At 70.2% G+C, this 21,706-nt stretch carries 19 protein-coding genes; 16 read left to right on the forward strand and 3 right to left on the reverse strand.

The genetic code is table 11. The annotated features are described in order from the left end of the window. Positions 1-59: 59 nt before the first annotated feature. On the reverse strand, positions 60-890 hold the full coding sequence (locus ACIRSU_RS22925; RefSeq protein WP_403795159.1) for a C40 family peptidase: 831 nt from the start codon (positions 888-890) through the stop codon (positions 60-62). A 662-nt stretch (positions 891-1,552) separates the two neighbouring features. Here ACIRSU_RS22925 and ACIRSU_RS22930 point away from each other — a divergent pair. Genes ACIRSU_RS22930 through nuoN form a run of 14 tightly spaced genes read left to right on the forward strand, consistent with a single transcriptional unit; the run spans position 1,553 to position 17,389 of the window. Beyond that, complete coding sequence (locus ACIRSU_RS22930) at positions 1,553-1,912, forward strand: NADH-quinone oxidoreductase subunit A (RefSeq protein ID WP_403795162.1); 360 nt, start codon at positions 1,553-1,555, stop codon at positions 1,910-1,912. 17 nt (positions 1,913-1,929) lie between these two features. Beyond that, positions 1,930-2,484: an NADH-quinone oxidoreductase subunit B family protein gene (locus ACIRSU_RS22935; RefSeq protein ID WP_053654534.1), complete on the forward strand. Its 555-nt coding sequence runs from the start codon at positions 1,930-1,932 to the stop codon at positions 2,482-2,484. Continuing rightward, positions 2,481-3,212 (forward strand): NADH-quinone oxidoreductase subunit C, encoded by a 732-nt coding sequence (locus tag ACIRSU_RS22940; protein ID WP_403795165.1) that lies wholly within the window; start codon positions 2,481-2,483, stop codon positions 3,210-3,212. The genes ACIRSU_RS22935 and ACIRSU_RS22940 overlap by 4 nt, the downstream gene beginning before the upstream one ends. Further along, a complete protein-coding gene (locus tag ACIRSU_RS22945) occupies positions 3,209-4,555 on the forward strand; it encodes an NADH-quinone oxidoreductase subunit D (protein ID WP_403795168.1) in 1,347 nt (448 codons plus the stop codon). The genes ACIRSU_RS22940 and ACIRSU_RS22945 overlap by 4 nt, the downstream gene beginning before the upstream one ends. Continuing rightward, a complete protein-coding gene (gene nuoE / locus ACIRSU_RS22950) occupies positions 4,552-5,292 on the forward strand; it encodes an NADH-quinone oxidoreductase subunit NuoE (protein ID WP_403795171.1) in 741 nt (246 codons plus the stop codon). The genes ACIRSU_RS22945 and nuoE overlap by 4 nt, the downstream gene beginning before the upstream one ends. Then, entirely contained in the window at positions 5,292-6,641 is a 1,350-nt protein-coding gene (nuoF, locus tag ACIRSU_RS22955; RefSeq protein ID WP_403795174.1) for an NADH-quinone oxidoreductase subunit NuoF, read from the forward strand. The genes nuoE and nuoF overlap by 1 nt, the downstream gene beginning before the upstream one ends. After that, a complete protein-coding gene (locus ACIRSU_RS22960) occupies positions 6,638-9,130 on the forward strand; it encodes an NADH-quinone oxidoreductase subunit G (protein WP_403795177.1) in 2,493 nt (830 codons plus the stop codon). Before nuoF ends, ACIRSU_RS22960 begins: the two co-directional genes overlap by 4 nt. Before the next feature lie 29 nt (positions 9,131-9,159). Then, on the forward strand, positions 9,160-10,488 hold the full coding sequence (gene nuoH / locus ACIRSU_RS22965; protein WP_403796418.1) for an NADH-quinone oxidoreductase subunit NuoH: 1,329 nt from the start codon (positions 9,160-9,162) through the stop codon (positions 10,486-10,488). Next, a complete protein-coding gene (nuoI, locus tag ACIRSU_RS22970; protein WP_403795179.1) occupies positions 10,481-11,059 on the forward strand; it encodes an NADH-quinone oxidoreductase subunit NuoI in 579 nt (192 codons plus the stop codon). The genes nuoH and nuoI overlap by 8 nt, the downstream gene beginning before the upstream one ends. Next, the gene (locus tag ACIRSU_RS22975) at positions 11,056-11,901 is read left to right on the forward strand and encodes an NADH-quinone oxidoreductase subunit J (RefSeq protein ID WP_403795182.1); all 846 of its coding nucleotides are present in this window, start codon (positions 11,056-11,058) and stop codon (positions 11,899-11,901) included. The genes nuoI and ACIRSU_RS22975 overlap by 4 nt, the downstream gene beginning before the upstream one ends. Beyond that, entirely contained in the window at positions 11,898-12,197 is a 300-nt protein-coding gene (gene nuoK / locus ACIRSU_RS22980) for an NADH-quinone oxidoreductase subunit NuoK (protein WP_389204911.1), read from the forward strand. Before ACIRSU_RS22975 ends, nuoK begins: the two co-directional genes overlap by 4 nt. Positions 12,198-12,207: 10 nt before the next feature. Then, on the forward strand, positions 12,208-14,148 hold the full coding sequence (gene nuoL, locus ACIRSU_RS22985) for an NADH-quinone oxidoreductase subunit L (protein ID WP_403795184.1): 1,941 nt from the start codon (positions 12,208-12,210) through the stop codon (positions 14,146-14,148). A gap of 5 nt (positions 14,149-14,153) precedes the next feature. Next, entirely contained in the window at positions 14,154-15,740 is a 1,587-nt protein-coding gene (locus ACIRSU_RS22990; RefSeq protein ID WP_403795187.1) for an NADH-quinone oxidoreductase subunit M, read from the forward strand. Then, positions 15,737-17,389 carry an NADH-quinone oxidoreductase subunit NuoN gene (gene nuoN / locus ACIRSU_RS22995; RefSeq protein WP_403795190.1) on the forward strand — a complete coding sequence of 551 codons (1,653 nt, stop codon included), beginning with the start codon at positions 15,737-15,739 and terminating at the stop codon, positions 17,387-17,389. The genes ACIRSU_RS22990 and nuoN overlap by 4 nt, the downstream gene beginning before the upstream one ends. Before the next feature lie 78 nt (positions 17,390-17,467). Here the strand turns inward: nuoN and ACIRSU_RS23000 are convergent, their stop codons facing one another. Further along, positions 17,468-18,157, reverse strand: a complete 690-nt coding sequence (locus tag ACIRSU_RS23000; RefSeq protein WP_403795193.1) for a DUF6445 family protein — start codon at positions 18,155-18,157, stop codon at positions 17,468-17,470. 147 nt (positions 18,158-18,304) lie between these two features. Between ACIRSU_RS23000 and ACIRSU_RS23005 the strand changes: the two genes are divergently transcribed. Further along, positions 18,305-18,817 carry a hypothetical protein gene (locus ACIRSU_RS23005; RefSeq protein WP_403795195.1) on the forward strand — a complete coding sequence of 171 codons (513 nt, stop codon included), beginning with the start codon at positions 18,305-18,307 and terminating at the stop codon, positions 18,815-18,817. On the opposite strand, the gene fahA is transcribed toward ACIRSU_RS23005, so the two are convergent. Further along, complete coding sequence (fahA, locus tag ACIRSU_RS23010) at positions 18,814-20,055, reverse strand: fumarylacetoacetase (protein WP_403795197.1); 1,242 nt, start codon at positions 20,053-20,055, stop codon at positions 18,814-18,816. The genes ACIRSU_RS23005 and fahA overlap by 4 nt on opposite strands. 336 nt (positions 20,056-20,391) lie before the next feature. On the opposite strand from fahA, the gene ACIRSU_RS23015 reads away from it, so the two are divergent. Continuing rightward, positions 20,392-21,654 carry an LPXTG cell wall anchor domain-containing protein gene (locus tag ACIRSU_RS23015; RefSeq protein WP_403795200.1) on the forward strand — a complete coding sequence of 421 codons (1,263 nt, stop codon included), beginning with the start codon at positions 20,392-20,394 and terminating at the stop codon, positions 21,652-21,654. The last annotated feature ends 52 nt before the right edge of the window (positions 21,655-21,706 follow it).

The raw sequence follows: 21,706 nt of genomic DNA on the forward strand, positions 1-21,706 counted from the left end.
GGGCCGTCGCTCCCCCGAGGAGTGACGGCCCTTCGTCTCGTACGAGTCGATGCGCGGGATCAGAGGATCCGCACGGCGCCCGACGGCGGGTCCCAGTCCAGGTCGCGCTCGACGACGCCGGTGGACGGGTTCTGCGCGCCGACGTACTTGCCGCCGCCGACGTAGATGGCGACGTGGTACGAGCCGCTGCGGGAGCCCCAGTAGAGGACGTCGCCCGGCTGCAGGTCGCTCAGGGAGACGGAGGTGCCCATGCTCGACTGCTCGTAGGAGATGCGCGGCAGGTCGATGCCGGCCTGGCGGTAGGCGGCCTGCACGAGGCCGGAGCAGTCCCAGGAGTTGGGGCCGGTGCCGCCGGAGACGTAGGCGTCGCCGATCTGGGCCTTGGCGAAGGCCACGATCGAGGCGGCGGAGCCGGTGGCGGCCTGCGAGCTGCTGCTGCTGCTGCTCGACATGGAGCTGTACGACGACGAGGAGCCCGCGGAGAGCGAGGTGCGCGTCGCGGTACGGGAGGCGCGCTCGCGGGCCTCGGCGCGGGCCTTCTCGGCGCGCTCGGCCTCGGCCTTGCGCTCGGCCTCCGCCTTGGCCTTCTTGGCGTCCTTCGCGGCCTTCTGCAGCGCCGCGTCCTCCTGGGAGGCGAGCGCCTGGTCCAGGGCCTCCTGCTGGGACGCCTCGGCGGAGGCGGAGACGGCGCTGGCGAGATCGGCGTCGAGGGAGCCCAGGGTGGGCATCTCGAGGGTCTTCTCGGTCACCGACTCGGCGTTCGCCGGGGCGGCCGCACCGGCCACCGCGATGGTGCTGAGAACGCCACCGGCAACTCCGGCCCGGAGCGCGAGCTTCGAGGCGCTCTGGCGGGGCTTCCGGTGGCTACGTATGTGAGCGGTCTGGGACATGAGAACAACCGCTATCAGGGCTTCACGGTTCCCTTCAAGAAACGTGGGTTGCGCCACAGTTACGTCCGGAACCACTTAATCCGCTTCTCTGACACCCTTATTGACGCCGTAACGGGCAAATCGGACAGGGCTCAACACCCTCTTGATCACGTGTTTTCAATGAAACGTCCGAATTGCCCGCCACTTACCACCTCTTCACGTCGATGGCCAAGCCCCGTTCTTCCGGTGGCCGGGAGCGAGTGACGCAGGTCACACCCTGGCTCGTGAACGCGCGCACACGTCCACCGCGGTACGCCGGACCCCTCGACCGGGCGACGGCCGGTTCCCTTATCACCCGTCCGCGTCCCAGTGCCAATTTGCCTGTAGAGCCCAACCCTTGATAGTGCAACACCCCTCTCGACCAGCGATTTCCGGTACGGATGTCACATCTGGTGATCACCTGGGCGCTTCGAGTGGCAAGATCACCGCTCATCCGACTTCATGATCCTTCGTCAGGTGGTGGAGATCACAAAGTCGTTGGCGTACCCCGTGTCGCAGATCACAGAGGGGCGGGCTTAAGATACGCGGCAGCCGGGCTTGTGAACTGCCTCACATGGGGGCGATCTTTCAGGGCCCCGGCGGTGCGGTCCAACGGTCAAGGACGACTGGAAGGAGCGAGGAGCGTGAATGCGTACGCGCCCATCCTCGTGCTCGGTGCCCTGGGAGCCGGGTTTGCGATCTTCTCCGTGGTCATGGCCACGCTAATCGGGCCAGAGCGGTACAACAGGGCGAAACTTGAGGCGTACGAGTGCGGCATCGAGCCCACGCCGACGCCGGCCGGGGGCGGTCGCTTCCCGATCAAGTACTACCTGACGGCGATGCTCTTCATCGTCTTCGACATCGAGATCGTCTTCCTCTACCCCTGGGCCGTCACCTTCGACGCCCTGGGGCTTTTCGGGCTCGTGGAGATGCTGCTCTTCGTGCTCACCGTCTTCGTCGCCTACGCCTACGTGTGGCGGCGCGGCGGCCTGGAATGGGACTGAGGGGCTGAGGAGCACCCATGGGACTCGAAGAGAAGCTGCCGAGCGGTTTCCTGCTGACGACCGTCGAGCAGGCCGCGGGCTGGGTCCGGAAGGCGTCCGTCTTCCCCGCGACCTTCGGCCTCGCCTGCTGCGCCATCGAGATGATGACGACCGGCGCCGGCCGCTACGACCTGGCCCGCTTCGGCATGGAGGTCTTCCGCGGCTCGCCGCGCCAGGCCGACCTGATGATCGTCGCCGGCCGCGTCAGCCAGAAGATGGCCCCCGTCCTGCGGCAGGTCTACGACCAGATGCCGAACCCCAAGTGGGTCATCTCCATGGGGGTTTGCGCGTCCTCGGGCGGAATGTTCAACAATTACGCGATTGTCCAGGGCGTCGACCACATCGTCCCGGTCGACATCTACCTGCCGGGCTGCCCGCCGCGCCCGGAGATGCTGATGGACGCGATCCTCAAACTCCACCAGAAGATCCAGACCTCCAAGCTCGGCGTGAACGCCAAGGAGGCGGCCCGCGAGGCGGAGGAGGCGGCGCTCAAGGCGCTGCCCACCATTGAGATGAAGGGTCTGCTCCGGTGAGCGACGAGACACCCAACCCCGAGAAGGAGCTGAGCGCCCAGAACCTGCCGGGCCAGCGCGGGGAGCACGGCGAGGAGGTCCGCGTCCAGCGCGGCATGTTCGGCGCCGGCGACGGCGGCGACACCTCCGGCTACGGCGGCCTGGTCCGCTCGATCAGACTTCCCGGCGAGGCCACCCGCCCTTACGGCGGATGGTTCGACGAGGTCGCCGACGAGCTGGAGGGCGCCCTGGAGGAACAGGGCCTGGTGCCCGGGAACGCCATCGAGAAGACGGTCGTCGACCGCGGCGAACTCACCTTCCACATCGCGCGCGAGCACCTCGTCCGCGTCGCCCGCACCCTGCGCGACGACCCCGCCCTGCGCTTCGAGCTGTGTACGGGCGTCTCCGGCGTCCACTACCCGGGCGACAAGGGCCGCGAGCTGCACGCCGTCTACCACCTGCGCTCACTCACCCACGGCCGGCTGATCCGCCTGGAGGTCTCGGCGCCCGACGCCGAGCCGCGCATCCCGTCGCTCGTCCCGGTCTATCCGACCAACGACTGGCACGAGCGCGAGACGTACGACTTCTTCGGCATCGTCTTCGACGGCCACCCCGCCCTCACCCGGATCATGATGCCGGACGACTGGCAGGGCCACCCGCAGCGCAAGGACTACCCGCTCGGCGGCATCGCCGTCGAGTACAAGGGCGCCCAGATCCCGGCTCCGGACCAGCGGAGGTCGTACTCGTGAACACGGCAGAGAACACCGCGCAGAGCCCCGACGCGTCGGACGCGCGCGAGACCACCGAGGGCACGGTCTACACGGTCACCGGCGGCGACTGGGACGAGGTCGTCCAGTCCGCCGCCAAGGCCGACGACGAGCGCATCGTCGTCAACATGGGCCCCCAGCACCCGTCCACCCACGGCGTGCTCCGGCTCATCCTGGAGATCGACGGCGAGACCGTCACCGAGGCCCGCTGCGGCATCGGCTACCTCCACACCGGCATCGAGAAGAACCTCGAGTACCGGACCTGGACGCAGGGCACCACCTTCGTCACCCGCATGGACTACCTCACCTCGTTCTACAACGAGACGGCGTACTGCCTCGCGGTGGAGAAGCTGCTCGGCATCACCGACGACATCCCCGACCGGGCCACCGTCATCCGGGTGCTCCTCATGGAGCTCAACCGGCTCTCCTCGCACCTGGTCTGCATCGCCACCGGCGGCATGGAGCTCGGCGCCACCACGATCATGATCTACGGCTTCCGGGACCGCGAGATGATCCTGGACCTGTACGAGCTGATCACCGGCCTGCGCATGAACCACGCCTACATCCGGCCCGGCGGCCTCGCCCAGGACCTCCCGCCCGGCGCCGTCGACGCCGTGCGCGAGTTCGTGAAGACGATGCGGAAGAACCTGCCGGAGTACGACAAGCTCGCCACCGGCAACCCCATCTTCAAGGGCCGCATGCAGGACGTCGGCTACCTCGACCTCACCGGCTGCATGGCGCTCGGCGCCACCGGGCCGATCCTGCGCTCCGCGGGCCTCCCGCACGACCTGCGCAAGACCGACCCGTACTGCGGCTACGAGACCTACGAGTTCGAGGTGCCCACCGCCGACAGCTGCGACGCGTACGGGCGCTTCCTGGTCCGTCTGGAGGAGATGCGCCAGTCGCTGCGGATCGTCGAGCAGTGCCTCGACCGGCTGGAGCCCGGACCGGTGATGGTCGGCGACAAGAAGATCGCCTGGCCCGCCCAGCTGGCCCTCGGCCCCGACGGCCTCGGCAACTCCCTCGACCACATCAAGAAGATCATGGGCACCTCCATGGAGGCCCTGATCCACCACTTCAAGCTGGTCACCGAGGGCTTCCGGGTCCCGGCCGGACAGGCGTACGCGGCCGTCGAATCGCCCAAGGGCGAGCTCGGCGTCCACGTCGTCTCCGACGGCGGCACCCGCCCCTACCGGGTCCACTTCCGCGACCCGTCGTTCACCAACCTCCAGGCCATGGCGGCGATGTGCGAAGGCGGCCAGGTCGCCGACGTCATCGTCGCCGTCGCGTCCATCGACCCCGTGATGGGAGGCGTCGACCGATGACGGAGAACGTGAGTCTCGGGATGCCCCAGCTGCCCGCGCCCGACTACCCGGCCGAGGTCCGCGCCCGTCTGGAGGAGGACGCGCGGGCGATCATCGCCCGCTACCCGGGGTCCCGCTCCGCGCTCCTGCCGATGCTGCACCTCGTGCAGGCGGAGGAGGGCCACGTGACCCGCACCGGCATGCGGTTCTGCGCCGACATGCTGGACCTCACCACCGCCGAGGTCACCGCCGTCGCCACCTTCTACTCCATGTACCGCCGCAGGCCGTCCGGCGACTACCAGGTCGGCGTCTGCACCAACACCCTGTGCGCGGTCATGGGCGGCGACGCCATCTTCGAGGAGCTCAAGGAGCACCTCGCCGTCGGCAACAACGAGACGACCCCCGACGGCAAGGTCACCCTCGAACACATCGAGTGCAACGCGGCCTGCGACTACGCGCCCGTCGTGATGGTCAACTGGGAGTTCTTCGACAACCAGACGCCCGAGTCGGCCAAGCGGCTCGTCGACGACCTGCGGGCCGGCCGCCCCGTCTCGCCCACCCGCGGCGCGCCCCTGTGCACCTTCAAGGAGACCGCCCGGATCCTGGCCGGCTTCCCCGACGAGCGCGAGGGCGCCGTCGAGGCCTCCGGCGGCGCAGGACCGGCCTCGCTCGTCGGCCTGCGCCTGGCCAAGGGCGAAACCCAGCCCACCCGAATCGTCCACCCGCGCGGCGAGACAGCCAGTGGGGAGGGAGCGTGATGACCTTGGCCGCCGAGATCAACAACAGCAGCCCGGAGAAGCTGCTCTCACCCGTCCTGTCGGCCTTCTGGGACCAGCCCGACTCCTGGACCCTGGAGACCTACCGCCGGCACGACGGCTACGAGGGCCTGCGCAAGGCCCTCGCGATGTCGCCCGACGACCTCATCGCGTACGTGAAGGACTCGGGCCTGCGCGGCCGCGGCGGCGCCGGCTTCCCCACCGGCATGAAGTGGCAGTTCATCCCGCAGGGCGACGGCAAGCCGCACTACCTCGTCGTCAACGCCGACGAGTCCGAGCCCGGCACCTGCAAGGACATCCCCCTCCTCTTCGCCAACCCGCACTCCCTCATCGAGGGCATCGTGATCGCCTGCTACGCGATCCGGTCCAGCCACGCCTTCATCTATCTGCGCGGCGAGGTCGTGCCCGTCCTGCGCCGCCTGCACGAGGCCGTGCGGGAGGCGTACGAGGCGGGTTACCTCGGCCGGAACATCCTGGGCAGCGGGCTCGACGTCGAAGTCACCGTGCACGCCGGCGCCGGGGCGTACATCTGCGGCGAGGAGACCGCGCTGCTCGACTCGCTGGAAGGACGCCGCGGCCAGCCCCGGCTGCGTCCCCCCTTCCCCGCGGTCGCCGGCCTGTACGCGTGCCCCACCGTCGTGAACAACGTCGAGTCCATCGCCTCGGTTCCCGCGATCCTGAACCGCGGCAAGGACTGGTTCACGTCGATGGGCACCGAGAAGTCCCCGGGCTTCACGCTCTACTCGCTCAGCGGCCACGTCGCCTCGCCCGGCCAGTACGAGGCCCCGCTCGGCATCACCCTGCGCCAGCTCCTCGACATGAGCGGCGGGATGCGGCCCGGCCACCGGCTGAAGTTCTGGACCCCGGGCGGCTCCTCCACCCCGATGTTCACCGACGAGCACCTCGACGTCCCGCTCGACTACGAGGGCGTCGGCGCCGCCGGCTCCATGCTCGGCACCAAGGCGCTGCAGTGCTTCGACGAGACGACGTGCGTGGTGCGGGCGGTGACCCGGTGGACCGAGTTCTACGCCCACGAGTCCTGCGGCAAGTGCACGCCGTGCCGCGAAGGCACGTACTGGCTCGTCCAGTTGCTCCGCGACATCGAGGCCGGCCGGGGCGTCATGTCCGACCTCGACAAGCTGAACGACATCGCCGACAACATCAACGGCAAGTCGTTCTGCGCCCTCGGCGACGGCGCCGCCTCGCCGATCTTCTCCTCGCTGAAGTACTTCCGCGAGGAGTACGAGCAGCACATCACGGGCAAGGGCTGCCCCTTCGACCCCGCCAAGTCGACCGCCTGGGCGGACAAGCACCGGGAGGTGAACGCATGACCGTCACCACGTCCGCTTCCGGAGGGGGAGGCGCGGGGCCGCAGAAGGCCACCGGCGACGACACAGTCACGCTGACCATCGACGGCATCGAGATCTCCGTCCCCAAGGGGACCCTGGTGATCCGCGCCGCCGAGCAGCTCGGCATCGAGATCCCCCGCTTCTGCGACCACCCGCTCCTCGACCCGGCCGGCGCCTGCCGCCAGTGCATCGTCGAGGTCGAGGGCCAGCGCAAGCCGATGGCGTCGTGCACCATCACCTGCACCGACGGCATGGTCGTCAGGTCGCAGCTGACCTCGCCGGTCGCCGAGAAGGCCCAGCACGGCGTGATGGAGCTGCTGCTCATCAACCACCCGCTGGACTGCCCGGTCTGCGACAAGGGCGGCGAGTGCCCGCTGCAGAACCAGGCCATGTCGCACGGCCAGGCCGAGTCCCGCTTCGAGGGGAAGAAGCGGACCTACGAGAAGCCGATCCCGCTCTCCACACAGGTGCTGCTCGACCGCGAGCGGTGCGTGCTGTGCGCGCGCTGCACCCGCTTCTCGCAGCAGATCGCCGGCGACCCGATGATCGAGCTGATCGAGCGCGGCGCGCTCCAGCAGGTCGGCCTCGGCAACAGCGACCCCTTCGAGTCGTACTTCTCCGGCAACACCATCCAGATCTGCCCGGTCGGCGCGCTGACCTCGGCCGCGTACCGCTTCCGCTCCCGGCCCTTCGACCTGGTGTCGTCGCCGAGCGTGTGCGAGCACTGCGCCGGCGGCTGCGCGACCCGCACCGACCACCGGCGCGGCAAGGTCATGCGCCGGCTCGCCGCGGAGGACCCCGAGGTCAACGAGGAGTGGATCTGCGACAAGGGCCGGTTCGGCTTCCGGTACGCGCAGCAGCGCGACCGGCTGACCACGCCGCTCGTGCGCGATCCCGAGACCGGTGTCCTGGAGGCGGCGTCCTGGCCGGAGGCCCTGGAGGCGGCGGCGCGCGGGCTCGTGCGCGGGCGCACCGGCGTGCTGACCGGCGGCCGGCTGACGGTCGAGGACTCCTACGCGTACGCCAAGTTCGCCCGGGTCGCCCTCGACACCAACGACGTCGACTTCCGGGCCCGGATCCACTCGGGCGAGGAGGCCGACTTCCTGGCCTCGGCCGTCGCGGGCCGCGGCCGTGACCTGGACGGCACGGGAGTCACGTACACCTCGCTCGAAGCCGCTCCGGTGGTGCTGCTCGTGGGCCTGGAGGCCGAGGAGGAGGCGCCCGGCGTCTTCCTGCGGCTGCGCAAGGCGTGGCGGAAGAAGGGGCAGAAGACCTACGCGGTCGCGTCGCACGCCACCCGCGGCCTGGAGAAGGCCGGCGGCACGCTGCTCGCCGCCGCGCCCGGCACCGAGACGGAGTGGCTGGACGCCCTCACCTCCCGCGTCGGGCTCTCCGCGGACGGCCTCGCCGCCGCCGAGGCGCTGCGCCAGGACGGCGCCGTCATCGCCGTCGGCGAGCGGCTCGCCGGGGTGCCCGGCGCGCTGACCGCCGCCGTCCGGGCCGCGACCGCCACCGGCGCGAAGCTGGTGTGGATCCCGCGCCGGGCCGGTGAGCGCGGCGCCGTCGAGGCGGGCGCCATCCCGGCGCTGCTGCCCGGCGGGCGGCCCGCGACCGATCCCCGCGCCCGCGAGGAGGTCGCCGCCGTCTGGGGCGTGCGCGAACTGCCGCACGGCTACGGCCGCGACACCGGCCAGATCGTCGAGGCCGCCGCCACCGGCGAACTCGCCGCCCTCGTCGTCGCGGGCGTCGACGTCGACGACCTGCCGGACCCGGCCCGCGCCCGCGAGGCGCTCGACGCGGCCTTCGTCGTCTCCCTGGAGCTGCGCCCCGGCGCGGTCACCGAGCGGGCCGACGTGGTGCTTCCGGTCGCGGCGGTCGCCGAGAAGCCCGGCACCTTCCTCAACTGGGAGGGACGGGCCCGGCTCTTCGAGGCGGCGCTGAAGCCGGAGCACATGACCCGGCCGCTGCCGCCGACCGACGCGCGCGTGCTGCACATGCTGGCCGACGCGATGGACGCCCATCTGGGGCTGCCCGACCTGCGGTCGATCCGGCGCGAGCTGGACCGGCTGGCCGGCTGGACCGGCGAGCGGGCCACCGAGCCGGCCGAGCCCGGCCAGGCCGCCGCCCGCCCCGGCGACGGCGAGGCCGTCCTCGCCGGCCACCGCCTCCTGCTCGACCTGGGCCGCCTCCAGGAGGGCGACACGGCCCTGGCCGGCACCCGCCACGCCGCCGTCGCCCGGCTCTCCGCCGACACCGCGGAGGCCACCGGCGTCAAGGACGGCGACCTCCTCGAAGTCACCGGCCCGTCCGGCTCGGTGACCTTCCCGCTGGCCGTCACCGCGATGCCCGACCGCGTGGTCTGGCTCCCGCTGAACTCCGCGGGCCACGGCGTCCTCACCGACACCGGCGCCCGCCCCGGCGACCTGGTCCGCATCGGCCCGGCGACCTCGAAGGAGGTGGTGGAGGCGTGAACACGCTGCTCGCCGCGGAAGACCTGTCCATGTTCGGCACGGACCCCTGGTGGCTCGTCGCGGTCAAGGCCGTCTTCTGCTTCGCGTTCCTCATGGTGACCGTGCTCCTCGCCATCGTGTGGGAGCGCAAGGTCGTCGCGTGGATGCAGCTGCGCGTCGGCCCCAACCGGCACGGCCCCTGGGGCCTCCTCCAGTCCCTCGCGGACGGCGTCAAGCTGATGCTCAAGGAGGACGTGATCGTCAAGCGGGCCGACAAGGCGGTCTACGTCCTCGCCCCGGTCGTCGCCGCCATCCCGGCGTTCATGGCCATCGCCGTGATCCCGTTCGGCCCGGCCGGTAACGAGGTGTCGATCTTCGGCCAGCGCACCACGATGCAGCTCACCGACCTTCCGATCGCGATGCTCTACATCCTCGCGGTCGCCTCCGTCGGCATCTACGGCATCGTCCTCGCCGGCTGGTCGTCCGGCTCCACCTACCCGCTGCTCGGCGGACTGCGCTCGGCCGCGCAGATGATCTCGTACGAGATCGCCATGGGCGCCGCCTTCGCCTCCGTCTTCCTCTACTCCGGGTCGATGTCGACCTCGGCGATCGTGGAGGCGCAGGCCGACCGCTGGTACATCGTGCTGCTCCCGGTCTCCTTCCTCATCTACGTCGTGACGATGGTCGGTGAGACCAACCGCGCCCCCTTCGACATGCCGGAGTCCGAGGGCGACCTGGTCGGCGGCTTCAACACCGAGTACTCGTCCATCAAGTTCGCGCTCTTCATGCTCGCCGAGTACGTGAACATGGTGACCGTCTCGGCCGTCTCCACCACCCTCTTCCTGGGCGGCTGGCGCGCCCCGTGGCCGATCTCCGGCTTCTGGGAGGGCGCCAACCACGGCTGGTGGCCGATGCTGTGGTTCGTCATCAAGGTCCAGCTGCTGCTGTTCTTCTTCATCTGGCTGCGCGGCACGCTGCCCCGCGTCCGCTACGACCAGCTGATGAAGCTGGGCTGGAAGGTGCTCATCCCGGTCTCCGTGGTGTGGCTGATGCTCGTCGCCACCGTCCGGGCGCTGCGCAACGAGAACTACGACTTCCAGACGATCGTGCTGTACGTGGCGGGGGCCGTCCTCGCGGTGCTGCTGCTCTCCTTCGTCGTGGACGTCCTACGCGACAAGAAGGCGAAGGGCGAGGCCGCGAAGGCGCCCGCCCCGGCCCCGTTCGACCCGATGGCCGGCGGCTTCCCCGTACCGCCCCTGCCCGGACAGTCCCTGCCGCCCGTACCGCGGCGCCGGCCCCGCGGCGAGCGGGAGCTGATTGTCAGTGGTGGCCCCGATACTGCTACTGCGAGTGAGGGAAAGGAGACGGACGGTGTCTGACTTCCAGAATCCGGTGGCCGGCTTCGGCGTGACCTTCAAGGCCATGTTCAAGAAGCGGCTGACCGAGCAGTACCCGGAGCAGCAGAAGACGACGGCGCCCCGCTTCCACGGCCGGCACCAGCTCAACCGTCACCCCGACGGTCTGGAGAAGTGCGTCGGCTGCGAACTGTGTGCCTGGGCCTGCCCGGCCGACGCCATCTACGTGGAGGGCGCGGACAACACCGACGAGGAGCGCTACTCGCCGGGCGAGCGGTACGGGCGGGTGTACCAGATCAACTACGCCCGCTGCATCCTGTGCGGCCTGTGCATCGAGGCGTGCCCCACGCGCGCGCTGACGATGACCAACGAGTTCGAGCTGGCCGACTCCTCCCGCGAGAACCTGATCTACACCAAGGAGCAGCTCCTCGCGGGGCTCACCGAGGGCATGGTCGACACCCCGCACGCCATCTACCCGGGCACGGACGAGCAGGACTACTACCGCGGCTCCGTCACCGAGGCCGCGCCCGGAACGGTCCGTCAGGTCGCCGTCTCCAAGGGCGAGAAGGGCGAGCCGGAGGAGGTGGACGCATGAGCGCGCTCGCTGCGTACAGCACGTCCACCGGTGAGGCGTTCCAGTTCTGGGTGCTCGGCACCTTCGCCGTCATCGGCGCGCTGTGCACGATCCTGATGAAGAAGGCCGTCCACGCGGCCCTCTGTCTCGCCGGCACCATGATCGTCCTGGCGGTGTTCTACCTCGCCAACGGCGCCTACTTCCTGGGCATCGTCCAGATCGTCGTCTACACCGGCGCGATCATGATGCTGTTCCTCTTCGTCGTCATGCTCGTCGGCGTCACCGCCGCCGACTCGCTGAAGGAGACCATCAAGGGACAGCGCTGGTGGGCCGCCGCCTGCGGGCTCGGCTTCGGCATCCTGCTGATCGCCGGCCTCGGCAACGCCTCCCTGAAGGAGTTCGACGGGCTCGGCGCGGCCAACACGGCCCACGGCGGAAACGTGGAGGGCCTCGCCGCCCTCCTCTTCACCAAGTACGTCTTCGCCTTCGAGATCACCGGCGCCCTGCTCATCACCGCCGCCGTCGGCGCCATGGTGCTCACCCACCGCGAGCGCACCGAACGCGCCCGCACCCAGCGCGAGCTGTCCGAGCAGCGCGTGCGCGAGGGCAGGCACCTGCCGCCGCTGCCCGCGCCCGGCGTCTACGCCCGGCACAACGCGGTGGACATCGCCGGCCTGCTGCCCGACGGCACCCCGGCCGACCTCACCGTGATCTCGACGCTCCGCAAGCGCGGCCAGATCCGGGACGTGTCGCGGGAAGCGCTGGCGGACCTCAAGGCCCTGGAGCAGCGCTCCGAGGAGCGCCTGGGCCGCGACCGGGACGCGGTCCGGGACATCCGTGACGGAGAGGAGGCCACGCGGTGAACCCCGTCAACTACCTGTATCTCGCCGCCCTGCTGTTCACCATCGGCGCGATCGGGGTGCTCATCCGACGGAACGCGATCGTGCTCTTCATGTGCGTCGAGCTGATGCTGAACGCCTGCAACCTCGCGTTCGTCACCTTCTCCCGCATGCACGGCAACCTCGACGGCCAGATCATCGCCTTCTTCACGATGGTCGTCGCCGCCGCGGAGGTCGTCGTCGGACTCGCGATCATCGTGTCCGTCTTCCGTGCCCGTCACTCGGCCTCGGTCGACGACGCCAGCCTGATGAAGCTGTGAGGGGCTGACCGTGGACAACCTCATCGCGCTGCTGATCGCGGCGCCCCTGCTCGGAGCGGCCGTCCTGCTGTGCGGCGGGCGGCGGCTCGACAAGGCCGGGCACTGGCTCGGCACCCTGCTCGCCGGCACGTCGTTCGTGATCGGCCTGGTCCTGTTCGCCGACATGCTCTCCAGGAGCGCCGACGACCGGGCCCTGCACCAGCACCTGTTCACCTGGATCCCGGTCGAGGGCTTCCAGGCGGAGATGGCCTTCCAGCTCGACCAGCTGTCGATGACCTTCGTCCTGCTCATCACAGGCGTCGGCACGCTGATCCACGTCTACTCGATCGGGTACATGGAGCACGACGAGCGGCGGCGCCGCTTCTTCGGCTACCTCAACCTGTTCGTCGCGGCGATGCTGCTGCTCGTCCTCGCCGACAACTACCTGCTGCTGTACTTCGGCTGGGAGGGCGTCGGCCTCGCCTCGTACCTCCTGATCGGCTTCTGGCAGCACAAACCCACCGCGGCCACCGCCGCCAAGAAGGCGTTCATCGTCAACCGGGTCGGCGACATGGGCCTGTCGATCGCGGTCATGCTGATGTTCACCACCTTCGGGACCTTCGCCTTCGGGCCGGTCCTGGACGCGGCCGGTGACGCGAGCGAGGGCAAGCTGACCGCGATCGGGCTGATGCTGCTCCTCGCGGCCTGCGGCAAGTCGGCCCAGGTGCCGCTGCAGTCCTGGCTCGGGGACGCGATGGAGGGCCCGACCCCGGTCTCGGCCCTCATCCACGCCGCGACCATGGTGACCGCCGGCGTCTATCTGATCGTCCGCTCCGCCGACATCTTCAACGCGGCCCCGGACGCCCGGCTCGCCGTCACGATCGTCGGCGCCGTCACGCTCCTCTTCGGTGCGATCGTCGGTTGCGCGAAGGACGACATCAAGAAGGCGCTGGCCGGCTCGACGATGTCGCAGATCGGCTACATGATCCTCGCGGCCGGCCTCGGCCCGGTCGGCTACGCCTTCGCGATCATGCACCTGGTCACCCACGGCTTCTTCAAGGCCGGGCTGTTCCTCGGCGCCGGCTCGGTCATGCACGGCATGAACGACGAGGTCGACATGCGCAAGTACGGCGGCCTGCGGAAGTACATGCCGGTCACCTTCGTCACCTTCGGCCTCGGCTACCTCGCCATCATCGGCTTCCCGGGCCTGTCCGGCTTCTTCTCCAAGGACAAGATCATCGAGGCGGCCTTCGCCCAGGGCGGCACGGAGGGCTGGATCCTCGGCTCGGCCACCCTGCTCGGCGCGGCCATCACCGCGTACTACATGACCCGCGTGATGATCATGACCTTCTTCGGGGAGAAGCGCTGGCAGCCCGCGCCGGACGCCGACCAGGTGCCCAGCGCCGAGCCGGCCGCCGAGCACGCCGCGGGACAGCTGCCGCACCCGCACGAGTCGCCGAAGTCCATGACGATCCCGATGATCCTGCTCGCCTTCGGGTCGGTCTTCGCGGGCGCCTTCTTCGGCATCGGCGACCGCTTCGTGAAGTGGCTGGAGCCGGTCACCGGCTTCGAGCACGGCCACCCGCCGATCGGCGCGGCCGCCATCACCACGGCCACCGTCGCGGTCATGGTCCTCGGCGTCGGCCTCGCCTACCTCCAGTACGGGCGCCGCCCCGTGCCGGTGGTCGCCCCGCGCGGCTCGCTGCTCACCCGGGCCGCCCGCCGCGACCTGCTCCAGGACGACTTCAACCACGTCGTCTTCGTCCGCGGCGGCACCCACCTGACCCGCTCCCTGGTCTACGTCGACCACAGCCTCGTGGACGGCGTGGTCAACGGCACCGCGGCCTCGGTCGGCGGCCTCTCCGGCCGGCTGCGCAAGATCCAGAACGGCTACGCACGGTCGTACGCGGTCTCCATGTTCGGAGGCGCGGCCGTGATCATCGCCGCGACCCTGCTGATGAGGGCGGTGTAACTGTCATGTCCTTTCCGCTCCTTACGGTGACGGCGGCGGTGCCCGCGGTGGGCGCCGTGCTCACCGCCGCCGTGCCGGCCGCCCGCCGCACCGCCGCCAAGTGGCTCGCGCTGCTCGTCTCGCTCGTCACGCTCGTGCTCGCCGCCGTGGTCTTCGTACGGTTCGAGCCCGGCGGCGACCGTTACCAGCTCGTCGAGTCGCACGCCTGGATCAAGGACTTCGGGGTCCGCTACGAGCTGGGCGTGGACGGCATCGGGGTGGCGCTGATCGCGCTCACCGCGCTGCTCATCCCGTTCGTCATCCTGGCCGGCTGGCACGACGCCGACCCGCTGGAGACCGGGACGAAGCGGTGGCGGCCCACCCAGGGCTTCTTCGGCCTGATCCTCATGGTCGAGGCGATGGTGGTGCTCTCCTTCGAGGCCACCGACGTCTTCCTCTTCTACGTCCTGTTCGAAGCCATGCTGATCCCGATGTACTTCCTCATCGGCGGCTTCGGCGACCGTGCCCACAGCGGCACCGAGGAGAACGCGGCGGCCCAGCGCTCGTACGCGGCGGTCAAGTTCCTGCTCTACAACCTGGTCGGCGGCCTGATCATGCTGGCCGCGGTCATCGGCCTCTACGTCGTCGCCGGCAACTTCTCCCTCACGGAGATCACGGCGGCGCGGGCCAGTGGCTCGCTCGACATGGCGACCAGCACCGAGCGGCTGCTCTTCCTCGGATTCTTCTTCGCCTTCGCGGTGAAGGCGCCGCTGTGGCCGCTGCACACCTGGCTGCCGAACGCGATGGGGGAGGCCACCGCCCCGGTCGCCGTCCTCATCACCGCCGTCGTCGACAAGGTCGGCACCTTCGCGATGCTCCGCTTCTGCCTCGGGCTCTTCCCGGAGGCGTCGAAGTGGGCCACGCCCGCGATCGTCGCCCTCGCCCTCGTCAGCATCGTGTACGGGGCGCTGCTCGCCGTCGGCCAGCGGGACATGAAGCGCCTGGTGGCCTACGCGTCGATCTCGCACTTCGGCTTCATCATCATGGGCATCTTCGCGATGACCAGCCAGGGCCAGTCCGGCGCCACGCTCTACATGGTCAACCACGGCGTCTCCACGGCCGCGCTGATGCTGGTCGCCGGCTTCCTGATCTCCCGGCGCGGCTCGCGGCTCATCGGCGACTACGGCGGTGTGCAGAAGGTCGCCCCCGTGCTCGCCGGCACCTTCCTGATCGGCGGCCTCGCGACCCTGTCGCTGCCCGGACTCGCCCCGTTCGTCAGCGAGTTCCTGGTCCTCGTCGGCACGTTCGAGCGCTACCCGGTGGCCGGCATCGTCGCGACCACCGGCATCGTCCTCGCCGCGCTGTACGTCCTCGTCCTCTACCAGCGGACGATGACGGGCCCGGTGAAGGAGGAGGTCCGGAAGCTGCCCGACCTGCGGCCGCGCGAGCTGGCGGTGGTGGCGCCGCTGATCGCCGTACTGATCTTCCTCGGGGTCTTCCCGAAGCCGCTGACGGACGTCGTCAACCCGGCGGTCCAGCACACCATGTCCGATGTCCAGCAGAAGGACCCCCAGCCGACTGTGCCGATTCAAAACCTGGAGGCGGCCAAGTGAGTTCCATGGCTGTCCACAGCCTGTGGACGACGGCGGCGGCCGGGCCGATCGACAAGATCCCGGCACCCCACATCGAGTACACCCAGCTCTCGCCCGTGCTCATCGTGCTGGGCGCGGCCGTCATCAGTGTCCTCGTCGAGGCGTTCGTGCCGCGCAGGGGCCGCCACTACGCCCAGGTGTTCCTGAGCGTCCTCGCCCTCGCCGCCGCCTTCGCGGCGGTCGTCGGCCTCGCCGCCGGCGGCTACGGCTCCACCAAGGCCCACATCGCGGCCATGGGCGCCGTCGCCGTCGACGGGCCCGCCCTGTTCCTCCAGGGCGTGATCCTGCTCGGTGCGATCGTCTCGGTGTTCACCTTCGCCGAGCGCCGGCTCGACCCGGCCCGGCACGGCCACAAGGTCGACTCCTTCGCCGCCGAGGCCGCCGCCGTCCCCGGCAGCGAGCAGGAGCAGGCGGCCGTCAAGGCCGGCTTCACCACCACCGAGGTCTTCCCGCTGGTCCTGTTCGCGGTCTCCGGCATGCTGGTCTTCCCGGCCGCCAACGACCTGCTGACGCTCTTCATCGCCCTGGAGGTCTTCTCGCTGCCGCTCTACCTGCTGTGCGCCGTCGCCCGCCGCAAGCGGCTGATGTCGCAGGAGGCCGCGGTCAAGTACTTCCTGCTCGGCGCCTTCTCCTCGGCGTTCCTGCTCTTCGGCATCGCGCTGCTCTACGGCTACGCGGGCTCCGTCTCGTACGCCACGATCGCCGAGGTCGTCAGCGGCGACGTCACCGCGATTGACCCGGCGCTCGCCGGCACCATGGGCAACGACGTGCTGCTGCTCATCGGTTTCGCCATGGTGATGATGGGCCTGCTGTTCAAGGTCGGCGCCGTGCCGTTCCACATGTGGACCCCGGACGTCTACCAGGGCGCCCCGACCCCGGTCACCGGCTTCATGGCCGCGGCCACGAAGGTCGCCGCGTTCGGCGCGATGCTGCGCCTGCTGTACGTGGTGCTGCCGGGGCTCACCTGGGACTGGCGGCCGGTCATGTGGGGCGTCGCCATCGTCACCATGCTGGGCGGTGCGATCGTCGCCATCACCCAGACCGACATCAAGCGGCTGCTCGCCTACTCGTCGATCGCCCACGCCGGCTTCATCCTGGCCGGTGTCATCGCGGCGACGCCGAGCGGTGTCTCGTCCGTGCTGTTCTACCTGGCGGCCTACTCCTTCGTGACGATCGGCGCCTTCGCCGTCGTCACGCTGGTCCGGGACGCGGGCGGCGAGGCCACCCACCTCTCCAAGTGGGCCGGACTCGGCCGCCGTTCGCCGCTCGTCGCGGCGGTCTTCGCGGTGTTCCTGCTCGCCTTTGCCGGCATCCCGCTGACCTCGGGCTTCTCCGGGAAGTTCGCGGTCTTCAAGGCGGCGGCGGACGGCGGCGCGGGCGTGCTGGTCGTGGTCGGTGTGCTGTCCTCGGCGGTCGCCGCGTTCTTCTACATCCGGGTGATCGTGCTGATGTTCTTCAGCGAGCCGAAGGCGGACGGCCCGACGGTCGCGGTGCCGTCGGCGTTCACGTCGGTGGCGATCACGGCGGGCGTGGTGGTCACGCTGGTGCTCGGTGTGGCGCCGCAGTACTTCCTGGACCTGGCGAGCCAGGCGGGAGTGTTCGTGCGGTAGCCGTAGCGGTCGCCTGACACGGCGAAGGGCCCGGCCTCCCCCCGTGGGAGCCCGGGCCCTTCGCCGTACCTGTCGTGATCAGGCCATCCAGAAGAAGACCGCCGTCATCCGCTTGTCCTCCAGGGTGGTGCCCCAGTAGTTCGTCGCGCTGTGGATGATGTTCGCCGAGTAGAGCAGCAGGCGGTTGTAACGGTGCGGGACGCTGATGTCCTCGGTGAAGGAGTCCGGGGGGACGAAGCGGGTGCCGAGGGCGTCGACCAGGTTGTTGTGCGGGGCCAGCACCTGGTTGCCGCCGAGCCGGCCGCCCGGCAGGGCCTGGCGGTAGAAGCTGGTGCCGCAGTCCTTGGGGGTGTCGGGGCTGAGGTAGAGCACGGCGGCGTAGCGGCACAGGCTGCGGGAGTCGGTGTGCGGGCGGCTCTCGCACTCGTCCTTGCCGACGGCCTGGACGCAGTTGTGGTTGAAGGTGCCGGCGCCGTCCGGGTTCTGGGCCCAGAGCCGCGGGGCTCCGGTGGCCTTCCGTACCAGCCGCTCCACGTGCGCGAGTTCGTCCGGCTCCAGGGCCGGCATGGCACGCTGGCCGGGCCAGGGCTCGGGGTTGACCGGGGCGCCCTGGACCCAGTCCTCCTTCGCGAGGCACCGGGCCCGTACGTCGTCGATGTTGGGCAGGACGTCGTCGATGACCCAGTAGTCGCGGCCCTTGGTGGGCTTGCGATAGGGGAGGACGGGGAGTCCGGGAGACTGCGGGGGCCGTGGGGGGCGTAGGGACATGGCCGGAACGGTAGTTCGACACGCGGGTGCGGGCGTCAAAGCGCCGGCCAAGTCTCCGGCAAGAGATGGCGATGACCCGGGCCGTTTAACCCTTCGCCCGGCGCGCGCGCCGGCTCTACGCTGGCGCGACCGAAGGGGAGGGTGCCGATGACGACCGAGTGCGAGGCCGAGTCCGCGTACGACTCCGCGCGCGAGGCCGAGGCCGAGGCGGTTTGGCTGGTGGCCGCCAACGTGGTGACCTGGCGGCGGTGCGGGCCGGGCGGTCAGGAGCTGCGCAACGGGACGAAGGCGTTCAGGGGCGGGGCGAAGGTGTACGTCCTCAAGGTGCACTGGGGGCCCTTCGGCGACCGGCTCATCGTGCTCGGGCGCGAGCGGCACACCAGCCGGTGGATCGCCGTCAACCTGGCGACGCGGCATCTCCACAACTTCCGGGCCAAGCGGGTGCACAGCCCGCGCGTTCTGGAGCGGCTTGCCGAGAGCCACTACCAGCGGCTCGACTCGGCGGACGCGGCGGGCGAGGTCGCCGAGACGCTGGAGCGGTATGCGCGCCGGTACCGGGCCGAGGTCGCGCCGCGCAGCCCGCACCCGGATCACTGCCTGTGCCATGTGTGCCTCACGGGTGAGGCACACATGGCGGACGCGGCAGAGCTGAGCGGCTAGGCCGACGCGTTCGGCGCGATGCGGCCCGTGACCTCGCCCAGGGCGACACGGGTGCCGTCCGGGCCCGGGGCCCAGGCCGTCAGGGTGACCTCGTCGCCGTCCTCGAGGAACGTGCGCTTGCCGGTGGCGAGCTCGATCGGGTCGCGGCCGTTCCAGGTCAGTTCGAGGAGCGAGCCGCGCTGGGCCGCCTCGGGGCCGGAGACCGTGCCGGAGCCGTACAGGTCGCCGGTGCGCAGGGAGGCGCCGTTGACGGTCATGTGGGCGAGCTGCTGGGCGGCCGTCCAGTACATGGTGGAGAACGGCGGCTCGGCCACCACCTCGCCGTTGATGGTGACGGTGATCCGCAGGTCGAAGCCGCCGGGCTCCTCCTCGGCGGAGTCGTCCAGGTACGGCAGGAGGTCGAAGTCGCGGGTCGGCGGGGCGATCCGGGCCGCGTCCAGGGCCTCCAGCGGGGTGACCCAGGCGGAGACGGAGGTCTGGAAGGACTTGCCGAGGAACGGGCCGAGCGGCACGTACTCCCACGCCTGGATGTCCCGCGCCGACCAGTCGTTGAGCAGCGTCAGACCGAAGACGTGCTCGCGGAAGTCGCCGAGGGCGACCGGGCGGCCGAGCTCCGACGGGGTGCCCACGAGGAAGCCGACCTCGGCCTCGATGTCCAGCTTGACGGACGGCCCGAAGACCGGCGCCGGGTCGGCCGGGGTCTTGCGCTGGCCGGCCGGGCGCACGACGTCGGTGCCGGAGACCACGACGGTGCCGGCGCGGCCGTGGTAGCCGATCGGCAGGTGCTTCCAGTTGGGGGTGAGCGCGTCGCCGTCGGGGCGGAAGATCTTGCCGACGTTGGTGGCGTGGTGCTCGCTCGCGTAGAAGTCGACGTAGTCGGCGACCTCGTACGGCAGGTGGAGCGTGACCGCGTCCAGCGGGTGGAGCAGCGGCTCGACGACCGGCCGGTGCGCGGGCACGGTCAGCCAGCCGGTGAGCGCCCGGCGTACGTCGCGCCAGGCGGTGCGGCCGGCCGCGAGCAGCGGGTTGAGGCTCGGCTGCGCGAGCAGCGTCGCGTACGGAGATCCGAGGGCGTGCGCCGCGGCCCCGGCGTCGAGCACGTGCCCGCCGATCCGGACGCCGAGCCTCCGCCGGTCGGGCTCGTCGGCGGTGGAGATGACGCCGTACGGAAGGTTGTGCGGGCCGAAGGGGTCGCCCTCGGCAAGGTCGAGCGGGCTCTGCGGGCTCTGCTCGGGCATCGGTGCTTGCCTCGCTTTCACGGTGTGTGTGGGGACACGTTACGGGGCCCCGGCCGAGGCGCGGATGACATGTGTCACACAGAAAGTGCGGCCTCCGTGGGCAACTGTCCGAATTCGCGGGCTTTGTGGCGCCTGTGAAGTCGCTGTGTCGACACGTGCCCATCACGGGAACGTCAATACCGCTATTCCGGCCGATTGTTCCGGTCATACGATCGATGCTGTATCGCGCCGCGTGCGCATTCCGCAGGCGCGAGCCCCCACAACTGTCTCTGTTTTTCGTCTTCGTCCGACCAGAAAAGGTCCACCTTGAAGATCCGCCGTATTGTCGCGACCGCCGTGGCCGCGGCTGTGACCACCCCGGCCGTGTTCCTTTCCGCCGCGCCCGCGTTCGCCGACACGAAGCCGGCCGCCGGCGCGGAGCAGCAGGCCGGGAAGTCCATCAAGGACCTGGAGATCGCGCTCGCCGCGGCCCAGGCCGCCTACGACAAGGCCGTCGCCGAGTACAACAAGGCCCAGAAGGCCATGGACGACTTCGACAAGGCCGACAACCCGCTGGCGGTTGCCGAGGCAGCCGCGAAGCAGGCGTCCAAGGACGCCGACGCCGCCAAGGCCGCCGCCGACCAGAAGCTCGCCGACGCCAAGAAGGCCCAGACCGACCTGCCGGCCGACGCCACCGACGAGCAGAAGACCAAGGCCGCCCAGGACGTCGCCGACGCCCAGACCGCCGCCGACGCCGCCAAGGCCGACGCCGACGCCAAGGCCACCGCGGCCGCGGCCGCGAAGAAGGCGTACGACGACGCCGCCGTCGCCCTCGCCAAGGACATCTACAAGACCGACAAGGCCAAGGACGCGGCCAAGAAGGCCGTCGAGGACGCGCAGAAGGCGCTCGACGAGGCCGAGGACAACCTGCCCGCCAAGTGCGACGAGGACAAGAACCTCGTCACCACCCTCACCGGCCCGAAGACGATCACCGCAGGTTCCAGCGGCGTGTTCACCTTCAGGGTCACCAACAAGAGCAGCCAGGCGTACGACGAGGTCGCCGCCTCCGTCTCGGCGTTCCGCGACGACGACGACTCGGTCGTGCTGGACGGCAATGGCATGCCGAGGGACCCGCACCTCACGCTCACCTGGTCCTCCGCCGCCAGCCCGAAGTGGCGGAAGGTCGACTTCGACGGTATCTACAGTGGCGTTCCGCTTGCCGCCCACAAGTCCTTTGACTTCAAGCTGAAGGTTGCGTACGACGCCAAGACGCCCGCCGGTGACGGCGCGGTCTTCGGCCTGGGCCTGCGCGTCAAGAACGACTCCTGCGGCGAGGCCAAGGAGGCCAACTACGTCCCCTTCAGCGTCGTCAAGCCGCACAAGCCCAGCACCGGCAAGGGCAACGGCTCCACCGGCGGCAACGGCAACACCTCCCAGCAGGGCGGCTCGTCCAACACCCCGGTGGCGAACGGCACCTCCGGCACCACCGGCGGCACGCTCGCCAAGACCGGTGCCGGCTCGTCCACCCTGCCGATCGCCCTCTCGGGCGCCGCGGCCGTGGTGCTCGGCGCGGGTGCGATGGTGGTCGTGCGGCGCCGCAAGGCCGGCGCCGACGCCTGATAGCACGTCAGCAGAATAGGAAAGGGCCCGCGTATGCGGGCCCTTTCCCTTT

Origin of the sequence: Streptomyces sp. NPDC101160, assembly GCF_044768205.1 — a bacterium.
GTDB lineage: Bacteria > Actinomycetota > Actinomycetes > Streptomycetales > Streptomycetaceae > Streptomyces.